The organism is Pseudomonas sp. PICF141 (genome assembly GCF_002286815.1).
Taxonomy (GTDB): Bacteria; Pseudomonadota; Gammaproteobacteria; order Pseudomonadales; family Pseudomonadaceae; genus Aquipseudomonas.
In genome coordinates, this window is sequence record NZ_MUNM01000084.1 from 35,506 (window position 1) to 60,718 (window position 25,213).

The following is a 25,213-nucleotide window of genomic DNA, read 5'->3' on the forward strand; positions in this document are numbered from 1 at the left end:
AGGAGCTGCCGAAGGCTGCGATCTTTTGCTTTTTATGGCCTCGCTTTCAACTGCTCCGCCGCCGCCTTGGCCAGATCCGGTGGCAGGAAGTCTTTATCCGGGTTGTAGTCGGGTTTGAGGTAACGCGTCAGGTCCTGCAAGTCCCCCGGGTTCAAGGTGCCGGCGGCCTGTTTCAAGCGTAGGTTGTCGAGGATGTAGTCGTAGCGGGTGTTGTTGTAATTACGCACCGAAGTGTACAGCTGACGCTGGGCATCAAGTACGTCGACGATGTTGCGTGTTCCCACCTGATAACCGATCTCCGTCGCTTCCACCGCGCTCTGGTTGGAAATGATTGACTGTCGACGTGCCTGCACTTGCTCGACGTCGGTGTTGACGGCACGGTGCAGGTTGCGGGTGTTTTCCACGACCTGACGACGCAGCGCTTCGCGTTGCTGCTCGGACTGAGTCAGCCGAGAGTAGGACTCACGCACCTGCGAACTGGTCAACCCACCGCTGTAGAGCGGGATGCTCAATTGCAGGCCAACCGTGCGCTGCTCGACATCGCCGCCGTAACGCACGCCGTTCGGGTTGGGGTTGGTAAAGCCGAGGGCGTCGTTGTCGCCTTTCTGGTATTGCGCGACCGCATCCAGGGTGGGCGCATGTCCGGCCTTGCGCTGCTTGAGGGTTTCCTCGGCGGCGCTCACCGCGTAGTTGCTGGCCAGCAAATTCAGGTTCTGTTTTGCGGCGGTGTCGACCCAGGCCTTGGCGTCGTTCGGTGCCGGAGGCAGGATCGGCAAGGTATGAACGATGCCCTGGATCGAGTTGTACTGACGGTTGGTCAGGGTAATCAGCGCTTCGAACGCGTCGTCCACCTGACGCTGAGCGAGAATCCGGTTGGCCCGCGCGGTGTCGTAACTGGCCTGGGATTGCAGCACGTCAGTCTTGTCCGACAGACCGACGTCGAAGCGCTCGTTGGACTGGTCGAGCTGACGCTTGAATGCCGCTTCTTCAGCTTTGGTCGAGGCCAGGGTGTCCTGGCTGCGCAACACGTTGAAGTAGCTTTCCGCGCTTTGCAGAATCAGGTTCTGTTCAGTGGCCGAGAGTTGCAGCGCTGCCTGTTCGTTGACGTCTTTGGCAGCTTGCAACTGGAACCAACGATCGGCGCGGAAAATCGGTTGCGCGAGGGTCGCCTGATATACCGTGCCGCTGCGGGTCGTGGTCAGCGATGGCTGATCGAGCGAAGTGCGGGTGTTGTTCAGGTCGGCACCGGCGGACAGGTTGGGCAACAGTCCGGCGCGGGCCTGGGGCACGACTTCCTTCTGGGCGCCATATTGGGCACGGGCGGCAGCGAGGTCGGCGTTGTTGTCCACCGCTTCCTGATAGACGCTGACCAGATCTGTTTTGGTTGATAAGGGCGCCTCAGCTCCCCAAGCCATTCCATTGGACGCACAAGACACGGCGAGGGCCAGTGAGAGTTTGCGCAGCATGAGGCCATCCCTAAAAATTACGCTGATAATTTGAGCGCCAAGGCTACGGCGCGGTGCCCTGCAGCGTCAAGGCGCGGCATGGCGTAGCGAGTGTAGTTGCACGCAGGCACGGCAACAATCCTGCATTTGCGCCATTCATCATGGTGTTTGCTGCGGAGTTGGCGTTCTTTGCCAGTTGTGTCTAGACTGGCCGGGTTCTTGTCGGGGTGCCTTGCTATGAGGCTGAGATCGAATAATTTCGGATCCCGTTGAACCTGATCAGGTTAGCGCCTGCGTAGGGAACAAGATTTCTCGTCACCCGGCGAGTCCTCTTGTGCTTCGTCCGGGATGTTGTTCGACAATCGAACACCCTTGAGCACCGAGCACAGCACAGCTGGTTTTCCAGCACCCGTGCGTCCATTCGTTTACAGGTTCGCTCCGACAAAAATCCACTGCCTGGATGTGTGTCTGGAGAGCCCGTGATGACTACAAAATCAAAAATCGAAACCAACCTGAGTGACTCGGCCAAGGTCGATCAGCAATCGGTTCAGCCGTTTACCCGCTCGCAAAAAATCTATGTCCAGGGCACTCGCCCCGACATCCTCGTGCCGATGCGCGAAATCAGCCTGGACGTGACCCCGACCGACTTCGGCGGCGAAATCAACGCCCCGGTGGTGGTTTATGACACCTCGGGTCCGTACACCGATCCCAATGTCATCATCGACGTGCGCAAAGGTCTGGCCGATGTGCGTTCACCCTGGATCGAGTCCCGTGGCGACACCGAGCGTCTGCCGGGTCTGAGCTCCAACTTCGGCCAGGAACGCCTGGCCGATGCCGAGCTGACCAAGCTGCGTTTCGCCCATGTGAACAACCCGCGCCGCGCCAAGGCCGGGGCCAACGTCAGCCAGATGCACTACGCCCGCAAGGGCATCATCACCGCCGAGATGGAATACGTCGCCATCCGCGAAAACATGAAGCTTGAAGTGGCTCGTGCGGCGGGCTTGCTGGATCAGCAACACGCCGGCTACAGCTTTGGCGCCAGCGTGCCGAAAATCATCACGCCGGAATTTGTCCGTGAAGAGATCGCCCGCGGTCGCGCGATCATTCCGGCCAACATCAACCATACCGAACTGGAACCGATGATCATCGGCCGTAACTTCCTGGTGAAGATCAACGGCAACATCGGCAACAGCGCCTTGGGTTCGTCCATCGAAGAAGAAGTGGCGAAACTGACGTGGGGCATTCGCTGGGGTTCGGACACGGTCATGGACTTGTCCACCGGCAAGCACATTCACGAAACCCGCGAATGGATCATCCGTAACTCGCCGGTGCCGATCGGTACCGTGCCGATCTATCAAGCCCTGGAGAAGGTCAATGGCGTCGCCGAAGACCTGACCTGGGAGCTGTTCCGCGACACGCTGATCGAGCAGGCCGAGCAGGGCGTCGACTACTTCACCATCCACGCGGGTGTGTTGCTGCGCTACGTGCCGCTGACCGCCAAACGCGTGACCGGTATTGTTTCCCGTGGCGGTTCGATCATGGCCAAGTGGTGTCTGGCGCACCACAAGGAAAACTTCCTCTACACTCATTTCGAAGACATCTGCGAAATCATGAAGGCCTACGACGTCAGCTTCTCGCTGGGCGATGGCCTGCGTCCGGGCTCGATTGCCGACGCCAACGATGCCGCTCAATTCGGTGAGCTGGAAACCCTCGGCGAGCTGACCAAAATCGCCTGGAAGCACGACGTGCAGTGCATGATCGAAGGCCCGGGCCACGTGCCGATGCAGTTGATCAAAGAGAACATGGACAAGCAGCTGGAGTGCTGCGACGAGGCGCCGTTCTACACCCTCGGCCCTCTGACTACCGATATTGCCCCAGGTTACGACCACATCACCTCCGGTATCGGTGCGGCGATGATCGGCTGGTTCGGTTGTGCGATGCTTTGCTACGTGACGCCGAAGGAACACTTGGGCTTGCCGAACAAGGATGACGTGAAGACCGGGATCATCACCTACAAGATCGCGGCCCACGCCGCCGACCTTGCGAAGGGGCATCCGGGGGCGCAAATTCGCGACAATGCCTTGAGCAAGGCGCGTTTCGAATTCCGTTGGGAGGACCAGTTCAACCTGGGCCTGGATCCGGACACCGCACGTTCGTACCACGACGAAACATTGCCGAAGGATTCGGCCAAGGTCGCACACTTCTGCTCCATGTGCGGGCCGAAATTCTGCTCGATGAAGATCACCCAGGAAGTCCGTGAATACGCGGCCAACCAGCGGATCGAAACCGTCGATGCGGAAGTTGCGCAAGGTCTGGCTGAACAGGCCGAGCGGTTCAAGCAGGAAGGCAGTCAGTTGTACAAGAAAGTCTAGCCACAAGCGTACCGATCGTTCCCACGCTCTGCGTGGGAACGCAGCCCGTGACGCTCCGCGTCATTGGACGCGGAGCGTCCCTGGAGGCATTCCCACGCGGAGCGTGGGAACGATCACAACGCTTGTCTCTTCAGCTACGGCCGGGAAACAGTTCGGGCTTGAGAATACCGTTCAACCGCGGGTAGGGGATCTTCAGTTCGACGTGGCCCAGTGCGTAAGGCGCAAGGGTGCTCACTTCGTACTTGAGGATCACCCCGCCATAGGTCAACGCCACGTTCTGGGTTTTCACGAAGGGCCAGCTCTTCACGAACTCCGGTTCCTGATCGAGCTTGGTGCTGATCAGCCAGCTGTTGTGCGCCACTTGGGCCGCTTTCCAGAACGCCTCTTCCTGTCCCGGGATCAACATGTCCGAGAGCGTCAGCACTTTATGCTGCTGCCGCGAATAGTTGATGAAACCGCGGCCCGGCGTGCCATGGGCGCCGCCGGTGTCCAGGTAACTGGACAATTCAATGATCACCAAGCCGTCATGCTGCTCACGTACCTTGGCTTGCAGGTAACTGCTGTAGCGCGGACCAGCACTGCTCAAAAACTGCTCGCGATACGCCGCCAGCGTTGGTGCCACGGGGGCTTGGGGTGAGGTGCGGGTCATTTGCAGCAGACGTTTTTCGATGATGCCGTCAAGTGCGGGCTCATCGGGAAAATGCAGCGTATCGATATTCACCAGCGGGCATTCAGGGTTGGCGCAGCCTGGTTTCAATTGTTCCGATGCGTCGCGGGTGGTTTCCAGCGGCGCCCGGTAATTGGGCTGGAACAGACTCTGGCACGCACCCAGGGTCAGGGCAATGGCGGCCACGGAGGCGATCTTGAAAAGCGACATGGGCGTCCTTTACGAAACAGGGGGAAGGCGAAAAGTTACCCGCTTCGACTCTTAACGAAGCAGTCAGTTCGCCACTAAGCTAATTAGAGTTGGTTTCATCCTCACCGTCTATCTCGCTGACTGGAAAGGGGCTGCATCAAACATCGCGGGCGCGTTAGGATGGCGCGAAGTCGAGGTTGCAAGTAACAAAAAGGAGCCTCGGATCGGATTTGCAGTAAACGAGGATTGTCATGACTGATTTTGCCAACGCCATTCCGACCGCCGTCGATATCGTTCGGCGCGAAAAGTGCTACGAGGGTTTCTACACGCTCGACCGCGTGCACTTGCGCCACGAATTGTTCGCCGGCGGCATGAGTCGGGAAATCAATCGTGAACTGTTCGTGCGCCACGATGCGGTGTGCGTGCTGCCTTACGATCCGCAGCGCGATGAAGTGGTGCTGATCGAGCAGTTTCGCGTTGGCGCCATGGGCAAGACTGACAATCCGTGGCTGATCGAACTGGTCGCCGGTCTGATCGACAAGGATGAAGTACCGGAAGAAGTTGCTCACCGCGAAGCGCAGGAGGAAGCTGGGCTTGTATTCGGGGCACTCTGGCCGATCACCCAATATTTTCCATCGCCGGGTGGCAGTAACGAATTCGTGCACTTGTACCTGGGGCGTTGCCAGACAACCGGGGTTGGCGGCCTGCATGGGCTGGAGGAAGAGGCAGAAGATATTCGTGTCACGGTCTGGGCGTTCGAGGATGCCCTGCAAGCCGTACGCGACGGACGTATTGCCAACGCGCCAAGCATCATTGCCTTGCAATGGCTGGCTTTGAACCGCGTTGAAGTGAGGGGGTTATGGTCGTAAACAAGCTGCGCGATCGCTACCGGATCGACCTCGTGGGGCTGCAAGCCTCCTGCGAGGCCAACTACGCGCGCCTGATGCGACTGCTACCGGATATGCGTAGCGAACCGGAGGCACGGCGCATTGCCGTGACCCACGGCGACCAGATGCTGGGCGTGCTGGCCCTCGAGGTGCTGCAGGTTTGTCCGTATACCACCACCCTGCAAGTCCGCCAGGAACACAGCCTGCCATGGCTGCCGGTGCCGCAACTGGAAGTTCAGGTGTATCACGACGCGTGCATGGCCGAAGTGGTCAGCGCCGAACATGCGCGACGCTTCCGGGGCATCTATCCTTACCCGAACGCCGCGATGCATCAGCCGGATGAAAAAGCTCAGCTCAATCTGTTCCTGGGGGAATGGCTGAGCCATTGTCTGGCCTGTGGGCACGAGTACGCAGTCGTTCGTTAGCGCCCTGTCTTTCGGGAAACAGGGCGTTGAGTGTGAACTGCGTCCGGTTCACGGGTTTCCTCTTTTGCTCGTCCCCCAGCATAATCGCGGCACTGACCCATTCCGTGATCACGCCCTGGGAGAACGCCTTGCCGAGCGTATCCATATTAACCACCGCCGATCCGGCGTTGCTGGTGCAACTCACCGACAGCCATTTGTTTGCCGAGGCGGACGGGACGTTGCTGGGCATGAATACCCGCGACAGCCTGCAACAGGTCATTGAACTGGTGTTGAAGCAGCAGCCGCAGATCGATCTGATGATTGCCAGCGGCGATCTTTCACAGGATGGGACGCTGGAGTCATATCAGTTGTTTCGTGACCTGACCCGGCAGATCGACGCCCCCGCGCGCTGGATTCCCGGGAATCATGACGAGCCGATGATCATGGCCGAGGCGGCGATGCAGAGTGCGCTGCTGGAGCCGGTGGTGGACATCGGCAAATGGCGGGTCACGCTGCTCGATTCGGCGGTTCCGGGGTCGGTGCCGGGGTATTTACAGGATGAGCAGTTGCAGTTACTCGCTCGCTCATTGAGTGAGGCGCCGGAGCGGTATCATCTGGTGTGTTTCCATCATCATCCGGTATCGATCGGGTGTGCATGGATGGAGCCTATTGGCTTGCGCAATCCAGAGGCGTTGTTTGCGGTGCTGGATCGCTTTCCACAAGTGCGTGCAGTGCTGTGGGGGCATGTGCATCAGGAAATCGACCAGGTGCGCAACGGTGTACGCCTGCTCGCATCGCCCTCGACCTGCATTCAGTTCGAGCCGGGCAGTGATGATTTCAAGGTGAGCCAGCAGGCACCGGGGTATCGGTGGTTGCGACTTTTGCCGGATGGCCAGCTCGAAACAGGTGTTGAGCGCATCACCGGTTTCGATTTCCAGGTTGATTACGGCTCCAACGGCTACTGAACATACAGAAAGACCGCGGCGTGGCCATCGCGAGCAGGCTCGCTCCCACATTGGAATGCATACCCCTGTGGGAGCGAGCCTGCTCGCGATGGCGTCCGCCAAGGCAACCTGATTTTCACGCATATCCCCGATTTTCCCGACACCCTGTAAACTGCGCCTCTTTACCCGACGCACAGGGCGCTCAAATGTCTGGTTCGATCCTTTATATCCACGGTTTCAACAGCGCACCTGCCTCAAAAAAGGCCTGTCAGTTGATCAATGTGATGGATCGGCTGGGCTTGAGTGACCAATTGCTTGTGCCTGCCTTGCATCATCATCCCCGCCAGGCCATCGGTCAGCTGGAGCAGGCGATTGCCGAGCTGGGGCGGCCACTGCTGGTCGGCAGCTCACTCGGCGGCTACTATGCGACTCACCTGGCCGAGCGCCATGGCTTGAAAGCCCTGTTGATCAACCCTGCCGTCAGCCCGCACCGGATGTTCGACGGGTTCCTGGGGACGCAGAAAAATCTGTATACCGATGAGACTTGGGAATTGACCCACGACCACGTAACGGCCCTGGCCGAGCTGGAAGTGCCGGCGCCCAAGGATCCGCAGCGGTTTCAAGTATGGTTGCAGACCGGCGACGAAACGCTGGATTATCGCCTCGCCCAGCAGTATTACCGAGCCTGTGCCTTGCGCATCCAGGCGGGCGGCGACCATAGTTTCCAGGGTTTTGCCGAGCGATTGCCGGCAATGCTGGGTTTCGCCGGCATCGGCGCAGATTTGTATCAGGCGATTGATTTCACTGCACTGTGATTTCGCCTCTTGTTCACAGAACACTCTTTTTCACAGAATACTTTTTACAGGCGGACGACGAGACCCCATGGCCACTCCCAGCGCTAGCTCTTATAACGCAGACGCCATCGAAGTCCTCTCGGGCCTCGACCCGGTGCGCAAACGCCCCGGCATGTACACCGACACCAGTCGGCCGAACCACCTCGCCCAGGAAGTCATCGACAACAGCGTCGACGAAGCCTTGGCCGGGCATGCGACATCGGTGCAGGTCATCCTGCATGCCGATCACTCTCTGGAAGTCAGCGATGACGGCCGTGGCATGCCGGTGGATATTCACCCCGAAGAAGGTGTCTCGGGTGTCGAGCTGATCCTCACCAAGCTTCATGCGGGCGGCAAGTTTTCCAACAAGAACTACCAGTTCTCCGGCGGTCTGCACGGGGTGGGTATTTCCGTGGTCAATGCCTTGTCGACCGAAGTCCGGGTGCGTGTAAAACGTGACGGCAACGAATACCAGATGACGTTCGCCGATGGGTACAAGAAAACCGACCTGGAAGTGATCGGCACTGTCGGCAAGCGCAACACAGGCACCAGCGTATTTTTCGCGCCGGACCCGAAGTACTTCGATTCGCCGAAATTCTCCATCAGCCGCCTCAAGCACGTGCTCAAGGCCAAGGCCGTTCTGTGCCCGGGGCTGCTGGTCAGTTTTGAAGACAAGGCCACCGGCGAGAAAGTCGAATGGCATTACGAAGACGGGCTGCGCTCCTACCTGGTAGACGCGGTCAGCGAATTCGAACGGCTGCCGAACGAGCCGTTCTGCGGCAGCCTGGCCGGTAATAAGGAAGCAGTCGATTGGGCGTTGCTGTGGCTGCCTGAAGGCGGCGACAGCGTCCAGGAAAGCTACGTCAACCTGATCCCGACGGCCCAGGGCGGTACGCACGTCAATGGTCTGCGGCAGGGTTTGCTCGATGCGATGCGCGAATTCTGCGAATTTCGCAGCCTGTTGCCGCGCGGTGTGAAGCTGGCGCCGGAAGATGTCTGGGAGCGCATTGCGTTTGTCCTGTCGATGAAGATGCAGGAGCCGCAATTCTCCGGCCAGACCAAGGAACGCCTGTCATCCCGTGAAGCAGCGGCATTTGTTTCCGGTGTGGTCAAGGACGCTTTCAGTCTGTGGCTCAACGCTCACCCGGAAATGGGCCTGCTGCTGGCGGAATTGGCGATCAACAACGCCGGCCGTCGTCTGAAGGCCAGCAAGAAGGTCGAGCGCAAGCGCATTACCCAAGGGCCGGCGCTGCCGGGCAAGCTCGCCGACTGCGCCGGGCAGGATCCGATGCGTTCCGAGCTGTTCCTGGTGGAAGGTGATTCCGCTGGCGGTTCGGCCAAGCAGGCGCGGGACAAGGAATTTCAAGCGATCCTGCCGTTGCGCGGCAAGATTCTGAACACCTGGGAAGTCGACGGCGGCGAAGTGCTGGCCAGCCAGGAAGTGCACAACATCGCCGTGGCCATCGGGGTCGATCCGGGCTCGGTGGACATCGCCCAGCTGCGTTACGGCAAAATCTGCATCCTCGCCGACGCCGACTCCGACGGTCTGCACATTGCCACGTTGTTGTGCGCCTTGTTCGTCCAGCATTTCCGTCCACTGGTGGATGCCGGCCACGTCTACGTCGCCATGCCGCCGCTGTACCGTATCGACCTGGGCAAAGAAATTTACTATGCCCTGGACGAAGCCGAGCGCGATGGCATCCTCGATCGTCTGGTCGCCGAGAAGAAGCGCGGCAAGCCACAGGTCACCCGATTCAAAGGTCTGGGTGAAATGAACCCGCCGCAATTGCGCGAAACCACCATGGACCCGAACACGCGGCGCCTGGTGCAGTTGACGCTGGAAGATTTCGATGCCACCTCGGAAATGATGGACATGCTGCTGGCGAAAAAACGCGCGGGTGATCGCAAATCCTGGCTGGAGTCCAAGGGCAACCTGGCCGAGGTTCTGGGCTGATGCGATTGGGCTGGGCCCTGACGTGTGTGTTGCTGCTGACCTCGGTAACGGTTTCGGCGGAGCCTGCACCCCAATTGCGCCTGTTGTCCGAGCATGCCGTCGACGGCATGCGCGGCGGCAATCTGTCGGGTCTGGCCCAATGTGGTAAGGATCTGTGGACTGTTTCGGATCGGGACGATGATCAAATCTATCGCCTGGATACTCGCAGCCCTACCTGGCAAGCCGAAAGCGTGCGCATTGACATACCCGTGGCACCTGACAGCGGTTTGCCCTGGGGCTTGCGTTCGCGGACCTGGGCGGCATCGTTCGTGCGGGGCGGGTACCTGGATTTCGAAGGTATTGCCTGCGACAGCGCCGGTAATCGTTACATCGTCAGCGAAGCCCGTGCCGCGGTGCTTCAAGTACCGCCATTCGGGCCTGCGTCCTGGCTGAAAATCTCGCCGATGCTGGTACGCGAAGCACGGGCCAGCGGTATGTTGCTGCACTTCAATGGGGTGTTTGAAGGGTTGGCGATCAATCCGGCCGGTGACACGCTGTGGCTGGCCGCCGAACGTGAGCGTCGCGGTTTGTTGATGATCAAGCGCCAGCAAACGGTCTGGGACTGCAACGGTAGATGTGTGCTGCTGAGTGAGGCTGGGGTGGAAATGCAACCCGCGCAATTTCCCAAGGCCAGAGCGCGCTCCCGGGATTTTGCCGATCTGTCGTTGTTTGACGGCAAATTGTTTACCCTGGAACGCAATGCCTTTGAGGTTTGCCGTCGCGATGCTGCCACGGGCGAGGTCGAGCGCTGCTGGTCGTTTGCCGCCGAAGCCTTGCAGGAAAATCGTCGTTATTCACAGCCCTTTGGGCTGACGGAAGCGTTGATCGTGGACGCCGATGGTGCCTGGATTGGTATCGACAACAATAATGGCGCGCGCGTCGACGGCGAGAAACGCCCGATTGTCTGGCGCTTTGCTGCGCCTGAAGGTGGCTGGAGTGCCAAGCCATGAGCCAGCAACCGCCAGGCAAACGCGCCGGTCGAGTATTGATGGTACTGGCCTGGTGCGCGGCGTTGTTTCTGGCAACACGGTTTTTCGGTCAATGGGAGGAGCGCCAGCAAAACCCGAATGGGGTGGTCAGCTCCGAGCAGGGCGAAGGCTTTATCGAAGTGAAGCTGATCAGCAACAGTCAGGGGCATTTTGTCGCCACTGGCCAGATCAACGGCCAGCCGGTGGATTTCATGCTCGACACCGGCGCGACCGACGTGGCGATCCCGGCCGAATTGGCCGAGCGACTGAAACTGGAAAAAGGCTTCGCGGTAACCCTGAGCACGGCCAATGGCTTGAGCGAGGGTTATCGAACCCGGCTCGACCGCCTGCAACTGGGCGACATCGTGCTGCGTGACGTTCGCGCGCTGGTGGCGCCCGGTTTGCACGGCAATCAGGTGCTGCTCGGCATGAGCGCCCTGAACAAACTTGAATTTACCCAGCGCGGTGGCACCATGCTGCTGCGCCAGACAACGAACCGATGAGGCCCGCATGAGCGACTCCCTTGATCTCAGCCTGGACGGTGTAGAACGCCGCTCGCTGGCTGACTTCACCGAAAATGCCTACCTCAACTACTCCATGTACGTGATCATGGACCGTGCCCTGCCGCATATCGGCGACGGTCTGAAACCGGTACAGCGGCGTATTGTCTATGCCATGAGCGAGCTGGGGCTGGACGCCGATTCCAAGCACAAGAAATCGGCGCGTACCGTTGGTGACGTGCTCGGCAAGTTCCACCCGCACGGCGATTCGGCCTGCTACGAAGCCATGGTCCTGATGGCCCAGCCATTCAGCTATCGCTACACGCTGGTCGACGGCCAGGGCAACTGGGGTGCGCCGGACGATCCGAAGTCCTTCGCCGCCATGCGTTACACCGAAGCACGGCTGTCGCGTTATTCCGAAGTGCTGCTCAGCGAGTTGGGCCAAGGCACCGCCAACTGGGGCCCTAACTTCGATGGCACGCTGGAAGAGCCGTTGGTGTTACCGGCCCGTTTGCCGAATATCCTGCTCAACGGCACCACGGGTATCGCCGTGGGCATGGCCACCGACGTACCGCCGCATAACCTGCGCGAAGTCGCGACCGCTTGCGTGCGCTTGCTCGATGAGCCCAAAGCCACCGTCGAGCAACTCTGCGAACACATCCAGGGCCCGGATTACCCGACCGAAGCGGAAATCATCACGCCCCGCGCCGACCTGCTGAAAATCTACGAAACCGGTCGCGGGTCGGTGCGCATGCGCGCCGTGTACCACATCGAAGACGGCGATATTGTCGTGACGGCGCTGCCGCATCAGGTCTCTGGCGCGAAAGTGCTCGAGCAGATCGCCGCGATGATGCAAGCCAAACCGTCGAAAGCGCCGCAAGTCGCGGATTTGCGCGACGAGTCGGACCACGAGAACCCATGCCGCATCGTGATCATCCCGGTCAACAGCCGGGTCGATCATGACGCGCTGATGCAGCACCTGTTCGCGACCACCGAGCTGGAATCCAGCTACCGGGTCAACATCAACATCATCGGCCTCGACGGCAAGCCGCAGCTCAAGAACCTGCGAGCGTTGCTGGTGGAATGGCTGGAATTCCGCGTACAGACCGTGCGTCGACGTCTGCAATTCCGCCTGGACAAGGTCGAGCGTCGCTTGCACCTGTTGGACGGTTTGCTGATTGCCTACCTCAACCTGGATGAAGTGATCCACATCATCCGCACCGAGGAGCACCCCAAGGCCAGCCTGATCGAGCGCTTCGCCCTGAGCGAAATCCAGGCCGACTACATTCTCGATACCCGTTTGCGTCAATTGGCGCGACTGGAAGAAATGAAGCTGCGTGCCGAGCAGGATGAATTGCTCAAGGAGCAGGCCAAGCTGCAAGCCCTGCTGGGCAGCGAAGCCAAATTGAAAAAACTGGTACGCAGTGAACTGATCAAGGACGCCGAAACATATGGCGACGACCGTCGTTCGCCCATCATCGAGCGTGCCGAAGCCAAGGCAATGACCGAACACGATCTGTTGCCGAACGAGAAAGTGACCGTCGTGCTGTCGGAAAAAGGCTGGGTTCGCTCCGCCAAAGGCCACGAGATCGATGCCACCGGGCTTTCCTACAAGGCTGGGGATGGCTTCAAGACCTCGGCGGCCGGGCGTTCCAACCAGTTTGCGGTGTTTATCGACTCCACCGGTCGCAGTTATTCGGTCGCCGCCCACACCTTGCCCTCGGCCCGTGGCCAGGGCGAACCGCTGACCGGTCGCCTGACGCCGCCGCCAGGGGCGAGTTTCGAATGCGTGCTGATGCCGGAAGATGATTCGCTGTACGTGATCGCGTCCGACGCCGGTTACGGATTCGTGGTCAAGGGTGAAGACCTGCAAGCCAAGAATAAGGCGGGCAAGGCCCTGTTGAGTTTGCCGAACAACGCCAAAGTGATTCTGCCGCGTCCGGTAGCCGATCGTGAGCACAATTGGCTGGCCTCGGTGACCACCGAAGGTCGCCTGCTGATCTTCAAAATCAGCGATCTGCCACAATTAGGTAAAGGTAAAGGGAATAAGATCATCGGGATTTCCGGTGAGCGTGTTGCCAGTCGCGAAGAATATGTCACCGACATTGCCGTTTTGCCTGAAGGTGCCACGTTGGTGCTCCAGGCCGGAAAACGCACCTTGTCGCTAAAGGCGGACGACCTCGAACACTACAAAGGTGAGCGTGGGCGCCGTGGTAACAAACTGCCACGTGGCTTTCAGAGGGTGGATGCGCTGTTCGTCGAAAACCTCAATTAAGCGTCCTAGAGCGCTCGATCTGCGATTTAACGCGTAGATCGACGCTTTGCCGCTGGAGTCGGAACGCATATTCACGGATGATATGGCCTTTCAAGCGCCGGCGTGGCCGAGCGTTCTTCATATTTTTTGAGTATTTTCACTATGGCTAGCCTTGTGGCAGCCACCTGGATGGGACGATGACTGCTCTGCGCCTTCCTTTTATTTTGATGCTCGCCGGCGTACTTGGCCTGGCGGGTTGCAGCGTTCACCAACCGGTGTCGCTGTATCAACTGGACAGCGGAAGTCCGGCTCAGCCTGCGCAAAGCGCCGGCATGGCGGTATTGCTTGGCCCGGTGACGGTTGCCGACTACCTGCAACGCGAAACCTTGTTGCAGCGTCAGCCCGATGGCAGCTTGCAAGCTTCGGTTGATGGTCGTTGGGCCGGCAGCCTGTCGTCCGACATCGATCAGCTGTTGCTGCGTCAGGTTGCCGGCCATCTGGACAGTCAGCGCGTTGTCCTGGCACCGGCGACATTAGGTTTCACGCCGGATGTTCAGGTGCTGCTGACAATCACGCGACTGGACTCGGGTGCATCGCAACCGGCGATCCTGGATGCGCAATGGCGGCTGATCGATCGTCGTGGTCAGGTGCGTGATAACCGTATCATTCATCTGCAGGAACAGCACACCGGCGGGACTGCGGCTCAGGTTCAGGCTCAAGGTGTGTTGCTGCAGCGTCTGGCCGAGCAGCTGTCGACGGCGCTCAAGCCACTGGCGAACCAGCCGCCGATCGCCGAAGCACCTCGCAAACCAGCTGCCAAGCCTGTGACACCGGCAGCAGGGCCAGAGAAGCAGCAGAAAATTCCGATGGCTTCGCCGATTCGCACGGATATGGAAGTGTTCAGGTTCTAAGCCTGGATTGATCCAAAGCAAAGCCCGCCATTGATGCGGGCTTTGTTGTTTCTGCAGATTGGTCGTAGCAGCTGCCGAGCCTGCGAGGCTGCGTTCGAGGACGAAGTCCTCGCAGAACCTGTTGACGCGTTTTGCCTGACCGCACCCATCGTCTGATTTTACGACTGCTGCGCAGCCGAACGCAGCCTCGCAGGCTCGGCAGCTGCTACAGGAGTTTAGGGGTACCAAAAAGCCCGCAGACGATCACTCATCTGCGGGCTTCTTTACAGCCGAGGCTGGCGTTACGCCCGGCGTTCGTGCATCCGCGCCAGTTGCCGCTCCAGCATCGACGGATAAGGCTCCATCAAGCGCTCTACGCAGCATGCGCCTTCTGGGCTTGCGATCGGGCGGATTCGCGCACGCTGGCGAATCAGCGCGTCGTCATTGATCTTGCGCTCCACCAGCAGCAGGTTGCGGCTGTGTTGCGACAAGGCTAATGCATCCTGAGCGGTTTCAGTCAGCAGCAAGTCGATCTGGCTCAAGCCGAACAACTCGTCACCCAGCGTCAGACCCAGCTGCAATTGCAGGGTGATGCCGCTGTCAGCGACTTCGATCTGCAACTGATGACCCAAGGCGCGCAGCAACTCACCGCAGCAGATGGCGTTGGTCAGGTAATCGTCGCCGCTGTCTTCGCTGTGGAACAGCATCAGCGTGCTGCCATCATTCAATGTGTGCAGTTCACTCTGGTAAAGCGATGCGGCCTGATCGAGGCAATCGCGATAGCGCTTCAGCAGCTCTTCCAGGCGTGCGCGGGGCAGGCGGCGCAGTTGATCTTGCGCACCCAGTTGCACAGCCAGTACCGCGCTGTGCTGCGGCAGGTTCGAGACGTGCGGCTTGATGACGGGTTTCGGTGCACTGCCTGTCGCGTCATCACGCAGATCGGCAAACGGATCTTCGTCATCCTCATCGTCTTCGACGGTGCTGACAGTGCGTCGCGGCGCAGGTTTGAGGCCAGCGACAGGCCTGGTTTCGTCGAAGCCTGGATCGCGCAGGTTACGCACCTCGAAGGCCGGCTCGTTATCGTCGGCATCTTCGTAGTCGCCGTCGTCGTATTCAGGTTCCGGCGCAGGTTCCGGCTCGGCAGGCTCCGGCGCGAAATTGGCGTGCAGCTGGCGAGCGAGGTCGCCGACCTCATCCTGACGCTCGGTGGCCGGGGTGTATTCGTCGATATTGCGCAGCCATACCCGCAATTGCAGCAGCGGCGTAGAGATATTGCGCCCCAGGCGCAGGCTCAAGGCCAGAGACAGCGCCAGCAGAATCGCACTCAAAATGCCCATGCTTTGCAGGCTGATGGTCATCGGTTGCTGGAACTGATCCATGTCCAGGCTGATGCGCAGTTGCCCGGCAGTCACGTCCTGGAAAGTGATTTTGCTCTGGTACATGCCTTCTGCTTCGCCCAACAGGCCGTGCTTGGGACGCTGACCGGCTTCAGCGAGGATACGGTTATCCACGCTGTAAATGGCCGCGTGGGCCACCAGTTTGTTCTTGGTCAGGTTGTTGAGCAGCACGTTCAGGCTGAGGATGTCATTGGACACCAACAGCTCCGTGGCCGAGGTCGCGGTCTGGGTGGTCAGGCTTTCACCCAGGGCATCCGCCTGCTCGTGCATGGCTTGCTTGAACTGCAAACCCATCACGCCGGCATAAATGACCAGGGCCAGGGCGACCAGGATCACGTTATGGCTGGCAATGCGCAATGCGATCGGTACACGGCGATGACGCAGTGCACGAAAGATCAACAGAAAGAAGTTATCGGTTTTTACTGGCGTGGGCCGGTTCACTTGAGCTCGGCTCTTTAGTCCGTGAAGTTGACGCGCAGTATAGCGACAGGCCATAGACCGTCAAAGCGCTCGCGGTGTCCGATGGTCACTGAAAATGGGTAGAATGCGGTTTTTTTCCACCTGCGGGGGTGCGCCTTGCGCGAAATCGTCCTGATAAACATCACGGGAGTCGACCGTCCGGGTCTGACTGCGGCCATTACCGGCGTTCTGGCACAGGGTGGTGTGAACATTCTCGACATTGGTCAGGCGGTGATCCATGACACCCTGTCGTTCGGCATCCTGGTTGAGATTCCTGATACCGAACAAGGCAATTCGGTACTCAAGGACATCCTGTTCAAAGGCTATGAGCTTGAGCAACAGGTGCGTTTCACGCCGGTGTCCGAAGAGGATTACCAGTTGTGGGTCGGCAATCAGGGCAAGAAACGCCACATTGTCACTTTGCTGACCCGCAAGGTCACCGCCGAGCAACTGCAGCGTGTGAGCTCGATCACCGCCAAATATGGCCTGAACATCGACCATATCGATCGCCTGTCCGGGCGCATGCCGCTAGACACCCCGGCGGACAAGGGCAAGGGCTGCATCGAGTTTTCCGTACGTGGCGAAGCGGCCGACCCGCAAGCGCTGCGCGCCGAATTCCTCAGCGTCTCTCAAGAGTTGAACGTCGACATCGCCTTCCAGGAAGATTCGCTGTTCCGCCGTAACCGCCGTCTGGCGGTGTTCGACATGGATTCGACGCTGATCGAAGCCGAAGTCATCGATGAACTGGCCAAGATCGCCGGTGTGGGTGACCAGGTGTCCGCAATCACCGAGCGAGCGATGGCCGGTGAGCTGGATTTTCGCGCCAGTTTCAAGGAGCGTCTGGCCTTGTTGCAAGGTCTGGATATCAGTGTGCTGGAATCCATCGGCGCCTCACTGCGTTTGACCGAAGGCGCCGAAACCCTGTTTGCCGAACTTAAGCGCCTTGGTTACAAGACGGCAATTCTGTCGGGCGGCTTCAGCTACTTCGCCAAGCAACTGCAGGCCAAGCTGGGCATCGATTACGTGTTCGCCAACGAACTGGCGGTGGTCGATGGCAAAGTTACCGGCGTGGCGGTCGAGCCGATTGTCGATGCGCAGCGCAAGGCGGATCTGCTGCGTGAGCTGGCGCATAAGGAAGGCTTGCGTCTGGAACAGACGATTGCCGTCGGTGACGGTGCCAACGACCTGCCGATGCTGGCGATTGCCGGGCTGGGTGTGGCATTCCGTGCCAAACCGCTGGTCAAGCAATCGGCGAAACAGGCGATTTCCACCCTCGGGCTGGATGGCGTGCTGTATCTGCTGGGCTTCCGGGATCGCGACGGACAGCTCTAAGAAGATCAAAAGATCGCAGCCTTCGGCAGCTCCTACATGGGTATGTGAACGCCAGTAGGAGCTGCCGAAGGCTGCGATCTTTTGCTTTTGGGCTCCCCGTTACAGCGACTTCCACAACGAATCAAACTCCTCCGCTACCCCCACCACGCCGCTCCCCGCGGCGTTTTCGTTTCTGGTTTTCTCAAGCGAACGGTAGGCAAACTGATTGAAACTGTTGGTGCTCGCCAACCGATGCTCCAGCCCGGCCAGGCGTTCCTCGCCGTTGGTATTGATCAACACCTTATTGCCTTCCTGGAACGGCAGGCGCGGCGTGAGCAGAGTGGCCGGCAGGTCAATGGCGCTGATGGCGGGCAGCAATAGCCCGCGCAAGTACTGACTATGCTCGCCGTGGGATCGGATCAGTTGCAGGCCGCAGGGTTCGGCGTAAGGCGCGACTTGCTCGATACCCATCTGCGTGCCGCCGCCCCGTACCTGGCGGATCCAGCGCACCGTTGCAATGCTCCAGCCTTGGCCGGCAATATCCTCCAGACCCACTATCTCACCGGTCTGCAGCTCGGCGGGCACTGCGCCAGGCCAGGCCAGGCAATAACCACCAGGGCTGTGATTGATCACCGGCAGCACATAGGTCGGGAAATGCTGCTGGCGGTCAGTCGCCTCATGACTGTCATCGTTTTGGAAATGTGGGTATTCAATCTCTTCATAGGGCAGCAACGTATCTGCGGTGCCATGAGGCGCGGCGTCGAAGGCCTGGCTCCATTGGTCTTTGGCGCGAGCTGTGGGGTTGCTCGCCGAAAACCGCGCGGGGCGGGCGCCGGGTTTTTTCAGGATGTCGTTGAAGGGGCGTCGCCCGCCCACATAAAAGTGCAAAGCGCTCATGCCCACGCACAGGGTCAACGTGCCATGCCCGACAGTGCGATGGAAACTGCGCTCGGCAGCCTGGCCCCAGGCGGCATGCAGGTGTTGCAGCGTATCCAGATTCAGCCCCGCAGGCACGAGCAGCGACGATACTTTGTCGGCCGTCTGCTGCAGATGGTTTTCGATAGCCACGACCAAGGGGTGCGGGTCGATCCCCAGCAAATTCTCCTGTTGTTCGGTGGAGAATTTGGAGCGGTAGCGCGGCCCGGTATCGAGATTCGGGGCGATGGCAAACAGCCCGTTGTCGGGTTTGGCCGGTTGCAGCTTGATCCACTGGCTCCAGGGTTCGAGCACCTCGGCGAGCCGGGCGATCTGGTTCTGGCGCAGTTGATTGCAGCGTGAAGCCCCTAGCAGAAGGGCGACGACGTAGGTTTGCTCGATGCTCAGCTTTTGCGTCTGGCTGGCTAGTTCATCGCGCACATTCAGATTTTGCAGTTGGAACTGACAGCCAATCCGATACAGCTGATGCAGTTCCAGCCACAGATTTTCGGGCACCGGGCAATAGAGTTCGGTGGCGCGGATCAATGCGCCGTTCAGGCAATGGATTGCCCGCTGCAAAGCCTGGGTCAGCAGCGGCGCGCGGTCTTTGCTCAAGCGCGGCGTGACGCGAATGACGATTTGCTTGTAGCCGATCGCCAAATGGCTCTGCAGTGCCTGGCACAGGTTGGCGACCTTGCGCGAGCGCTCATCGAGCACAATCGCCTGATGCAGGAAATGCCGCTCCAGGTGTTTGCAGACGTAATACACCTCGGGCCGCAACAGTTCGAGCAATTGCAGGCGATTGTCGCTGGGGGTGAGCAGTTGATTCAGTTCGCTCAAGCCTTGATACAACTGGCGAGCAGTCTCGCCGATGTTGGCTTTGGGCAGGTTGGCGATCCAGCGCTTGAGGTCGCGAGGCGTGGCTTCGCAGAAAGACAAACGCGACTGTGTCGGGATTGGTGCGCGCAGCAGCAAGACGGGATTGGTCTCATTCATGCCGTAAACAAACTCCGACCGGGAAATGGGCAGTGAATGACTTGACTGTAGCAGCTATGAACGGGGAGGGAGTATCGCGATATTTACGTCACGCTTGCCTTCGTGGGCGCTGTCGAAGGCTGCGATTTTTTTTCAGAGCGCGCCGAAGATCAAGATCAAAAGTTCGCAGCCTTCGGCAGCTCCTACAGGGGACCCGCCGCCCGGAAGAAATTCGGGGCGGCGGGTCCGGGATCAGGCGCTTGGCAAGCCGATGCCCTGGCCCATCTGCACTGGCGAAAGAGCGCCCAGCCCTTCAGCCCATTTCACTTGATCCGGCCCGAACAGCACGACCGCCGTAGAACCGAGTTTGAAGCGACCCAGTTCCGCGCCTTTCTCCAGATGGATCGGCGCACGAGCCGCTTCGTCGTAGCGGAAGGTTTTCAGCTCGCGCTTGGGCGGCGTGATCAGCCCGGCCCAGACAGTTTCGATCGACGCCACAATCATTGCGCCTACCAGTACCACGGCCATAGGGCCACGTTCGGTGTCGAAAATGCACGCCACACGCTCGTTGCGAGCGAACAGCTCCGGTACGTTTTCAGCAGTGGTCTGGTTGACCGAGAAGATGCGGCCGGGGATATAGACCATCTCACGCAGAGTGCCAGCCAGCGGCATATGCACGCGGTGGTAATCCTTGGGCGACAGGTAAATGGTGGCGAAATCGCCGCCCATGAATGGCGCTGCGTTGGCCGCGTCACCACCGAGCAGTTCCAGCACGCTGAAGCTGTGGCCCTTGGCCTGGAAAACGCGACCGTGTTCGATCGGGCCGAGCTGGCTGACGGCACCGTCGGCCGGGCTGAGGATCGCCCCTGGGGTTGGGTCCAGCGGACGGGCATCGTCTTTCAAGGCGCGGGTGAAGAACGCATTGAAGTGCTCGTAAGCCGTCAGGTCTTCGACCAGTGCCTGGGACATGTCCACTTGATAACGCTTGGCGAACCAGGCAGTTAAGGCATTCTTGAACCAGCGCACGCGGCATTCGGCAATGCAGCCGGCCAGTCGCGAGAGCAAGTGATGGGGCAGCAGGTATTGGCTGAGGATAAACAAACGCTTATTCATTGACTGTCCTTGAAAAACTTAAATCTCTACGGGCGTGTCGGGATGGTTGCCCCATTCGCCCCAAGAGCCGGCGTAACCTTTGACTCGCGGATAACCGAGCGACTTGGCTACTAGATACGTGAAGCCAGAGCGGTGGTGAGTCTGGCAGTGGGTAATGACTTCTTTGTCTTTGCTGATACCAAGTTGTTCCAGGATTTTTGGCATGTCGGTGCGGATGCGCAGGTTGCGCGTCTGATCCATGCCAGCTGTCCATTCGAAATTGACCGCGCCCGGAATGTGCCCGCCCTTGGCCGCCAGCACTTTATCGCCAGAGTATTCCAGCGGTCCGCGTGCGTCCCAGATTGCCAGGTCAGCGGCACCGAGACGGCTTTGCAGGTATTCGCGGGTGGCGATGGGTTCGTCGTGCAGGGTCAGGGCAACCGGGCCGCCGACCGCTGGCGGGATCTGGATCGACATGGGCATGCCTTCTGCGAGCCAGGCCGTCAGGCCACCGTTGAGATAGTGGTAATGGCGGTGGCCGATGACGTCCAGTAGCCAGATAAAGCGCCCGGCCCAGCCGCCGCCTTCGTCGTCATAGACGACATAGACCGCATCGGGGTTATGGCCCAGTTCACCGAACAATGCTTCAAGCGCGGCTTGGGTCGGCAGCAGGCCCGGCGCAGGCGCCTGACCCAGTTGAGTACGTTTTGGGTCGACAAAGCGTGCCCCGGGGATATGCCCGGCGGCATAGCGGGCGCTGCTGGTCAGGTCCACCAGAATCAGTTCGCGGGAGTCGAGACGCGGGAGCAGCTCGCTCGGCTCGATCACTAGCGCCAAGCCAGAGAAGTCAGACATGTGAGGTCTCCAGAGCACAAAGGGGGAGGATTGTAGCGCAGCGTCACGAAGGCCTGTTATCAGTTATTTCTGCACGGGCTTGTGGCGAGGGGGCTTGCCCCCGTTGGACTGCGAAGCAGTCCTAAAACCTACAACCTCATTCTGCCAGGCATACTGCATCCACTGGATTTGCGACTGCTTCGCAGCCGAACGGGGGCAAGCCCCCTCGCCACAAACACTGCATTTGGCACGTCCTTTTCTTAACTGACTAGCATCAGCCCCTAGCGGTGGCTAAAACTGTGCAGGGCTTTTTCAATGCATTGCGCGGTTTTGCCGAACGCTTGCACGGTGATTTCCGAGAACGGCCCGCCGCCCTGATCCGCCACCACGATCATGATCACCCGACCATTGTTGACCAGAGAACGCAGCAGCAGGTGTTCACCGCTGAACAGCGAACGCAGGCTGGCCGGCAACAGGGCGGAGAATTGGGCGTTGTTGGCCGGCGTCAGGCGCACCTGAGCCTGTTGTGCGAGCAGACGCTGCAGCACCGGACTCTGGCTGACCGCCAGGTTCAGTCCGGCCACTTCCTTGGGCAGCCCGGCAATCTGGTGCACACGCAGATTGGCGTGCGTGCGGTCAGCCATCAGGATCATTACCCGCCGCATGCCACACGCCACCAGGGCGTCTCGAGCCGATGTGGTCAAATGCATGGCATTGGTAAATCGGCTCGGCTCCAGCAGCAACTCGGCACATTGTTTACGCCACTTCGCCAAGTCTTCGGCGGTGGGTGCCGGGGCCGGTAGCAAACCGGCATGAACGCGGTTCATGCCCTGCGGCCAGATCAGTGATTCGGCCGGGTGCCAGAGGTCCGGCATGGCATGTTGCCGAGCGCTGTTGGCGGCCTGTTGGTGCAACTGTTGCTGCACTTCATCCATCGGCATTTGCAGATAAAGGCTGGTCAGGTACTGCCAGCGTTCACAGTGAGGACTGTCCCAGGCCTGTTGTGCCGACAACGCCAGACCATTGGCCAGCAACACGGTGTTGGCGGGCTGGTTGAGCCAGCGCCGCAACGTCGGGTCATCATCAAGACGGTTCTGTTGGCGTAGCGGGTGTTCATCGTCACGTGCGATGCGCAGAACTTTCACCAGTTCGCGTTGTTCGCTCCGCAGCAGCCGATAACCCTGCTGGACCCAGATCGGCAAACGCCAGACATCCACTAGCGCCAGACAGATTTCCAGCAGACGCACGCCGAATAATTGCTTTTCGACGTTGCGTGCCGACTCGCCTTTATGGATGACCCGCAGCTCCCATTCTTCCAGCAGCTGCGGATGGGTCAATGCCATGGGCCACAGTGGCGAAAGAAACAGCAGGCTGCCCCAGTGAATGTCCTGCCACAACCGCGCCAGGCGACCGGCAAAAAAACCGTTGGCCTGTTGGGTGGCATGCTGACTGATCAACTGAAGCTGGCGCAGTGCAGCAGGGATCTGCGATTGCGGTTCGGCGGGCAAGCGCTCGAGCAACTCTTCGGTGCGTTTTAAACCGAGGCGATTGATTGCCACTTCAAGATTTTCAGCTGGCGTACTCATGCTGCCATGGGTGTGGCGATTGGCTTCGCGAATCACACTCAAGGCCAGGGCCGGACTGTCTTGCATCATTTCGGCAATCTCGCGCAGCGAGCTGCGGCTATCGCGGATGGCTTTGCAAACGCGGTCATGACTGGCTTGCGGAACCGGCAGGCGCACACCATCGAGCAGCTTGACCCAGCCTTCGAGGGTGGTCGGTTTTGGCGTTGGGACGTTCGTTTCGTTAGCCATGTCTGGACGCTGCTTTACCTATCCCTGCGTGGGTCAAATTGGCTTTTCGCCTTAACGGGCTATAGTCTGGCGCAGTTTTGCCGATAAGGAGAAGAAGAGATTTTTTAACTTCCGAATATGACCTTGAACCCGACTCAGTAAGTGCTCTCCTACCTATGGCTAAAATTATCGGCATCATCGTCGTATTCGCGAGCGTGCTCGGCGGATACGTGCTTTCCCACGGCAAGATTGCCGCTCTCATTCAGCCTTTCGAGGTGATGATTATCGGTGGCGCGGCCCTTGGTGCATTCCTGCAAGCCAACCCCGGTCATATGACGATGCATGTGCTCAAGAAATCCTTGGGCATGTTCAGTTCGCGTTTCAACCACACCTTCTACCTGGAAGTGTTGGGCCTGATTTACGAGATCCTCAACAAGAGCCGTCGCGAAGGCATGATGGCAATCGAAGGCGACATCGAAGATGCCGCCGCGAGCCCGATCTTCGCCAAGTACCCGGCAGTCCTGAAAGATGACCGCATGACGGCGTACATCTGCGATTACCTGCGCATCATGTCTTCCGGCAACATGGCTCCCCATGAGCTGGAAGGCTTGTTCGACATGGAACTGACCAGCCTCAAGGAAGACCTGGACCACCCCTCCCACGCGGTTAACGGCATCGCCGATGCCATGCCGGGTTTCGGTATCGTTGCGGCGGTATTGGGTATTGTGGTGACCATGGCTTCGCTGGGTGAAAGCGACCAGAAAATGATTGGCTTGCACGTAGGTGCGGCGCTGGTAGGTACCTTCTTCGGTATTCTCGCGGCCTATGGATTCTTTGGCCCGCTGGCCCATGCGCTGGGCCACGACGCCAAGGAAGAACTGAACGTCTACGAAGCCATCAAGGCCTCCCTGGTGGCTTCGGCTTCCGGCATGCCGCCATCGCTGGCAGTGGAATTCGGTCGCAAGGTTCTGTACCCCGCGCACCGTCCTAGCTTCGCTGAGCTGGAACAAGCGGTTCGCGGTCGCTAAGTCATGGAAAATAACCAGCCGATCATCATCAAGCGTGTCAAAAAGTACGCAGGCGGGCATCACGGGGGCTCCTGGAAAATCGCCTTCGCGGACTTCGCGACGGCGATGATGGCGTTCTTCCTGGTGTTGTGGCTGTTGTCCACGGCAACGCCGGAACAGAAGATTGCCATTGCCGGTTACTTCAAGGACCCGGTCGGTTTCAGCGAAAGCGGCACGCCATACATCATCGATCTGGGCGGCTCGCCGACCCTGGCGCCGGACAATACCCTCAACCCCGAGGTGAAATCCCAGCCTCAGCCAGACAAGGTGACTATCGACGCCGAACAGGTCGAAGGCATGGCCGAGCAGGTCGAGAAAGAGCGCCTGGAATTGCTGCTGCAAGAGTTGCAGAACAAGGTCGAAGAAAACCCGCAACTGCAGAAGTTCAAGGATCAGATCCTCTTCGAGATCACACAGGACGGTTTGCGCATCCAGATCGTGGACGCCGAAAACCGCCCGATGTTCGACTCCGGCAGTGCGCGTCTGAAACCGTATTTCGAAGACATTCTGCTGGCCATGGCCGACACCATCAAAGCGGTGCCGAACAAGATCAGCATCAGCGGGCACACCGATGCCAAGCCGTACTCGGGCACCGGCGATTTCGGCAACTGGGAACTCTCGGCCAATCGCGCGAACGCGGCTCGCCGGGCATTGATCGCCGGCAGCTATCCGGACGCTCAAGTAGCGCGAGTCGTGGGTTATGCCTCGTCGGCGCTGTTCGACCGGGAAAACCCGTTCAACCCGGTCAACCGCCGCATCGACATCGTCGTGCTGACCAAAAAAGCCCAGCGTGCCATCGAAGGTTCGCAAGGTGCCGAACCGGCTCCAGAATCAACGCCGACGCAAGGGCAAGGTGGCCCGGGCGAAGTGCCCACGCCGCCAGCCGACCCGAATGCCCTGCCGGCGGATAAGGAACCGCTGCCGGCACATGAGCTTCGGGAGCGGTTGAATCTGTTTGATGATCCGGTGCCGAAACCGGGTGAGCCGCCTAAGCAGTGACCTATGAAAAAGCCGACAGTGATGT

The 25,213-nt window shown here is 59.5% G+C and carries 20 protein-coding genes and 1 riboswitch; of the genes, 13 read left to right on the forward strand and 7 right to left on the reverse strand.

Annotated features, from left to right (window positions below):
• Positions 1–32: 32 nt before the first annotated feature.
• Entirely contained in the window at positions 33–1,466 is a 1,434-nt protein-coding gene (locus tag BZL43_RS25025; protein WP_095634755.1) for a TolC family outer membrane protein, read from the reverse strand.
• A 192-nt stretch (positions 1,467–1,658) separates the two neighbouring features.
• Positions 1,659–1,764: riboswitch (TPP riboswitch) on the forward strand.
• A 163-nt stretch (positions 1,765–1,927) separates the two neighbouring features.
• Between BZL43_RS25025 and thiC the strand changes: the two genes are divergently transcribed.
• A complete protein-coding gene (thiC, locus tag BZL43_RS25030; protein ID WP_095634756.1) occupies positions 1,928–3,817 on the forward strand; it encodes a phosphomethylpyrimidine synthase ThiC in 1,890 nt (629 codons plus the stop codon).
• Between the two features lie 130 nt (positions 3,818–3,947).
• Here thiC and BZL43_RS25035 read toward each other — a convergent pair whose 3' ends face one another.
• The gene (locus BZL43_RS25035; RefSeq protein WP_095634757.1) at positions 3,948–4,694 is read right to left on the reverse strand and encodes an RsiV family protein; all 747 of its coding nucleotides are present in this window, start codon (positions 4,692–4,694) and stop codon (positions 3,948–3,950) included.
• A 230-nt stretch (positions 4,695–4,924) separates the two neighbouring features.
• On the opposite strand from BZL43_RS25035, the gene BZL43_RS25040 reads away from it, so the two are divergent.
• From BZL43_RS25040 to BZL43_RS25080, 9 genes are all read left to right on the forward strand, one after another.
• The gene (locus BZL43_RS25040) at positions 4,925–5,542 is read left to right on the forward strand and encodes an NUDIX domain-containing protein (RefSeq protein ID WP_095634758.1); all 618 of its coding nucleotides are present in this window, start codon (positions 4,925–4,927) and stop codon (positions 5,540–5,542) included.
• A complete protein-coding gene (locus BZL43_RS25045) occupies positions 5,533–5,985 on the forward strand; it encodes a DUF1249 domain-containing protein (RefSeq protein WP_095634759.1) in 453 nt (150 codons plus the stop codon). Before BZL43_RS25040 ends, BZL43_RS25045 begins: the two co-directional genes overlap by 10 nt.
• Before the next feature lie 128 nt (positions 5,986–6,113).
• Positions 6,114–6,929 (forward strand): 3',5'-cyclic-AMP phosphodiesterase, encoded by an 816-nt coding sequence (cpdA, locus tag BZL43_RS25050; RefSeq protein WP_095634787.1) that lies wholly within the window; start codon positions 6,114–6,116, stop codon positions 6,927–6,929.
• A 185-nt stretch (positions 6,930–7,114) separates the two neighbouring features.
• Positions 7,115–7,723, forward strand: coding sequence for a YqiA/YcfP family alpha/beta fold hydrolase (locus BZL43_RS25055; protein WP_095634760.1), 609 nt, complete (start codon positions 7,115–7,117; stop codon positions 7,721–7,723).
• A gap of 67 nt (positions 7,724–7,790) precedes the next feature.
• Entirely contained in the window at positions 7,791–9,695 is a 1,905-nt protein-coding gene (gene parE / locus BZL43_RS25060) for a DNA topoisomerase IV subunit B (protein WP_095634761.1), read from the forward strand.
• Positions 9,695–10,684, forward strand: coding sequence for an esterase-like activity of phytase family protein (locus BZL43_RS25065; RefSeq protein WP_095634762.1), 990 nt, complete (start codon positions 9,695–9,697; stop codon positions 10,682–10,684). The genes parE and BZL43_RS25065 overlap by 1 nt, the downstream gene beginning before the upstream one ends.
• Entirely contained in the window at positions 10,681–11,205 is a 525-nt protein-coding gene (locus tag BZL43_RS25070; RefSeq protein WP_095634763.1) for a TIGR02281 family clan AA aspartic protease, read from the forward strand. Before BZL43_RS25065 ends, BZL43_RS25070 begins: the two co-directional genes overlap by 4 nt.
• Before the next feature lie 7 nt (positions 11,206–11,212).
• Positions 11,213–13,477 (forward strand): DNA topoisomerase IV subunit A, encoded by a 2,265-nt coding sequence (gene parC, locus BZL43_RS25075; protein WP_095634764.1) that lies wholly within the window; start codon positions 11,213–11,215, stop codon positions 13,475–13,477.
• Positions 13,478–13,653: 176 nt separating this feature from the next.
• Positions 13,654–14,367, forward strand: a complete 714-nt coding sequence (locus BZL43_RS25080) for a membrane integrity-associated transporter subunit PqiC (RefSeq protein ID WP_095634765.1) — start codon at positions 13,654–13,656, stop codon at positions 14,365–14,367.
• A gap of 281 nt (positions 14,368–14,648) precedes the next feature.
• On the opposite strand, the gene BZL43_RS25085 is transcribed toward BZL43_RS25080, so the two are convergent.
• Positions 14,649–16,184, reverse strand: a complete 1,536-nt coding sequence (locus BZL43_RS25085) for an AhpA/YtjB family protein (RefSeq protein WP_095634766.1) — start codon at positions 16,182–16,184, stop codon at positions 14,649–14,651.
• A 135-nt stretch (positions 16,185–16,319) separates the two neighbouring features.
• Here BZL43_RS25085 and serB point away from each other — a divergent pair, with 135 nt between their 5' ends.
• Positions 16,320–17,534 (forward strand): phosphoserine phosphatase SerB, encoded by a 1,215-nt coding sequence (gene serB, locus BZL43_RS25090; RefSeq protein WP_095634767.1) that lies wholly within the window; start codon positions 16,320–16,322, stop codon positions 17,532–17,534.
• A 99-nt stretch (positions 17,535–17,633) separates the two neighbouring features.
• On the opposite strand, the gene BZL43_RS25095 is transcribed toward serB, so the two are convergent.
• From BZL43_RS25095 to BZL43_RS25105, 4 genes are all read right to left on the reverse strand, one after another.
• The gene (locus BZL43_RS25095) at positions 17,634–19,424 is read right to left on the reverse strand and encodes a molecular chaperone (protein WP_095634768.1); all 1,791 of its coding nucleotides are present in this window, start codon (positions 19,422–19,424) and stop codon (positions 17,634–17,636) included.
• A gap of 231 nt (positions 19,425–19,655) precedes the next feature.
• Positions 19,656–20,516 carry an archaetidylserine decarboxylase gene (gene asd / locus BZL43_RS28340; RefSeq protein ID WP_168185146.1) on the reverse strand — a complete coding sequence of 287 codons (861 nt, stop codon included), beginning with the start codon at positions 20,514–20,516 and terminating at the stop codon, positions 19,656–19,658.
• Between the two features lie 18 nt (positions 20,517–20,534).
• The gene (locus BZL43_RS28345) at positions 20,535–21,350 is read right to left on the reverse strand and encodes a rhodanese-like domain-containing protein (protein ID WP_168185147.1); all 816 of its coding nucleotides are present in this window, start codon (positions 21,348–21,350) and stop codon (positions 20,535–20,537) included.
• A 260-nt stretch (positions 21,351–21,610) separates the two neighbouring features.
• Positions 21,611–23,143 carry an HDOD domain-containing protein gene (locus tag BZL43_RS25105; protein ID WP_095634769.1) on the reverse strand — a complete coding sequence of 511 codons (1,533 nt, stop codon included), beginning with the start codon at positions 23,141–23,143 and terminating at the stop codon, positions 21,611–21,613.
• A 155-nt stretch (positions 23,144–23,298) separates the two neighbouring features.
• On the opposite strand from BZL43_RS25105, the gene motA reads away from it, so the two are divergent.
• Both motA and motB read left to right on the forward strand, forming a co-directional pair.
• On the forward strand, positions 23,299–24,150 hold the full coding sequence (gene motA, locus BZL43_RS25110; RefSeq protein WP_008009851.1) for a flagellar motor stator protein MotA: 852 nt from the start codon (positions 23,299–23,301) through the stop codon (positions 24,148–24,150).
• Positions 24,151–24,153: 3 nt separating this feature from the next.
• Entirely contained in the window at positions 24,154–25,188 is a 1,035-nt protein-coding gene (gene motB, locus BZL43_RS25115; protein WP_095634770.1) for a flagellar motor protein MotB, read from the forward strand.
• Positions 25,189–25,213: the final 25 nt, after the last annotated feature.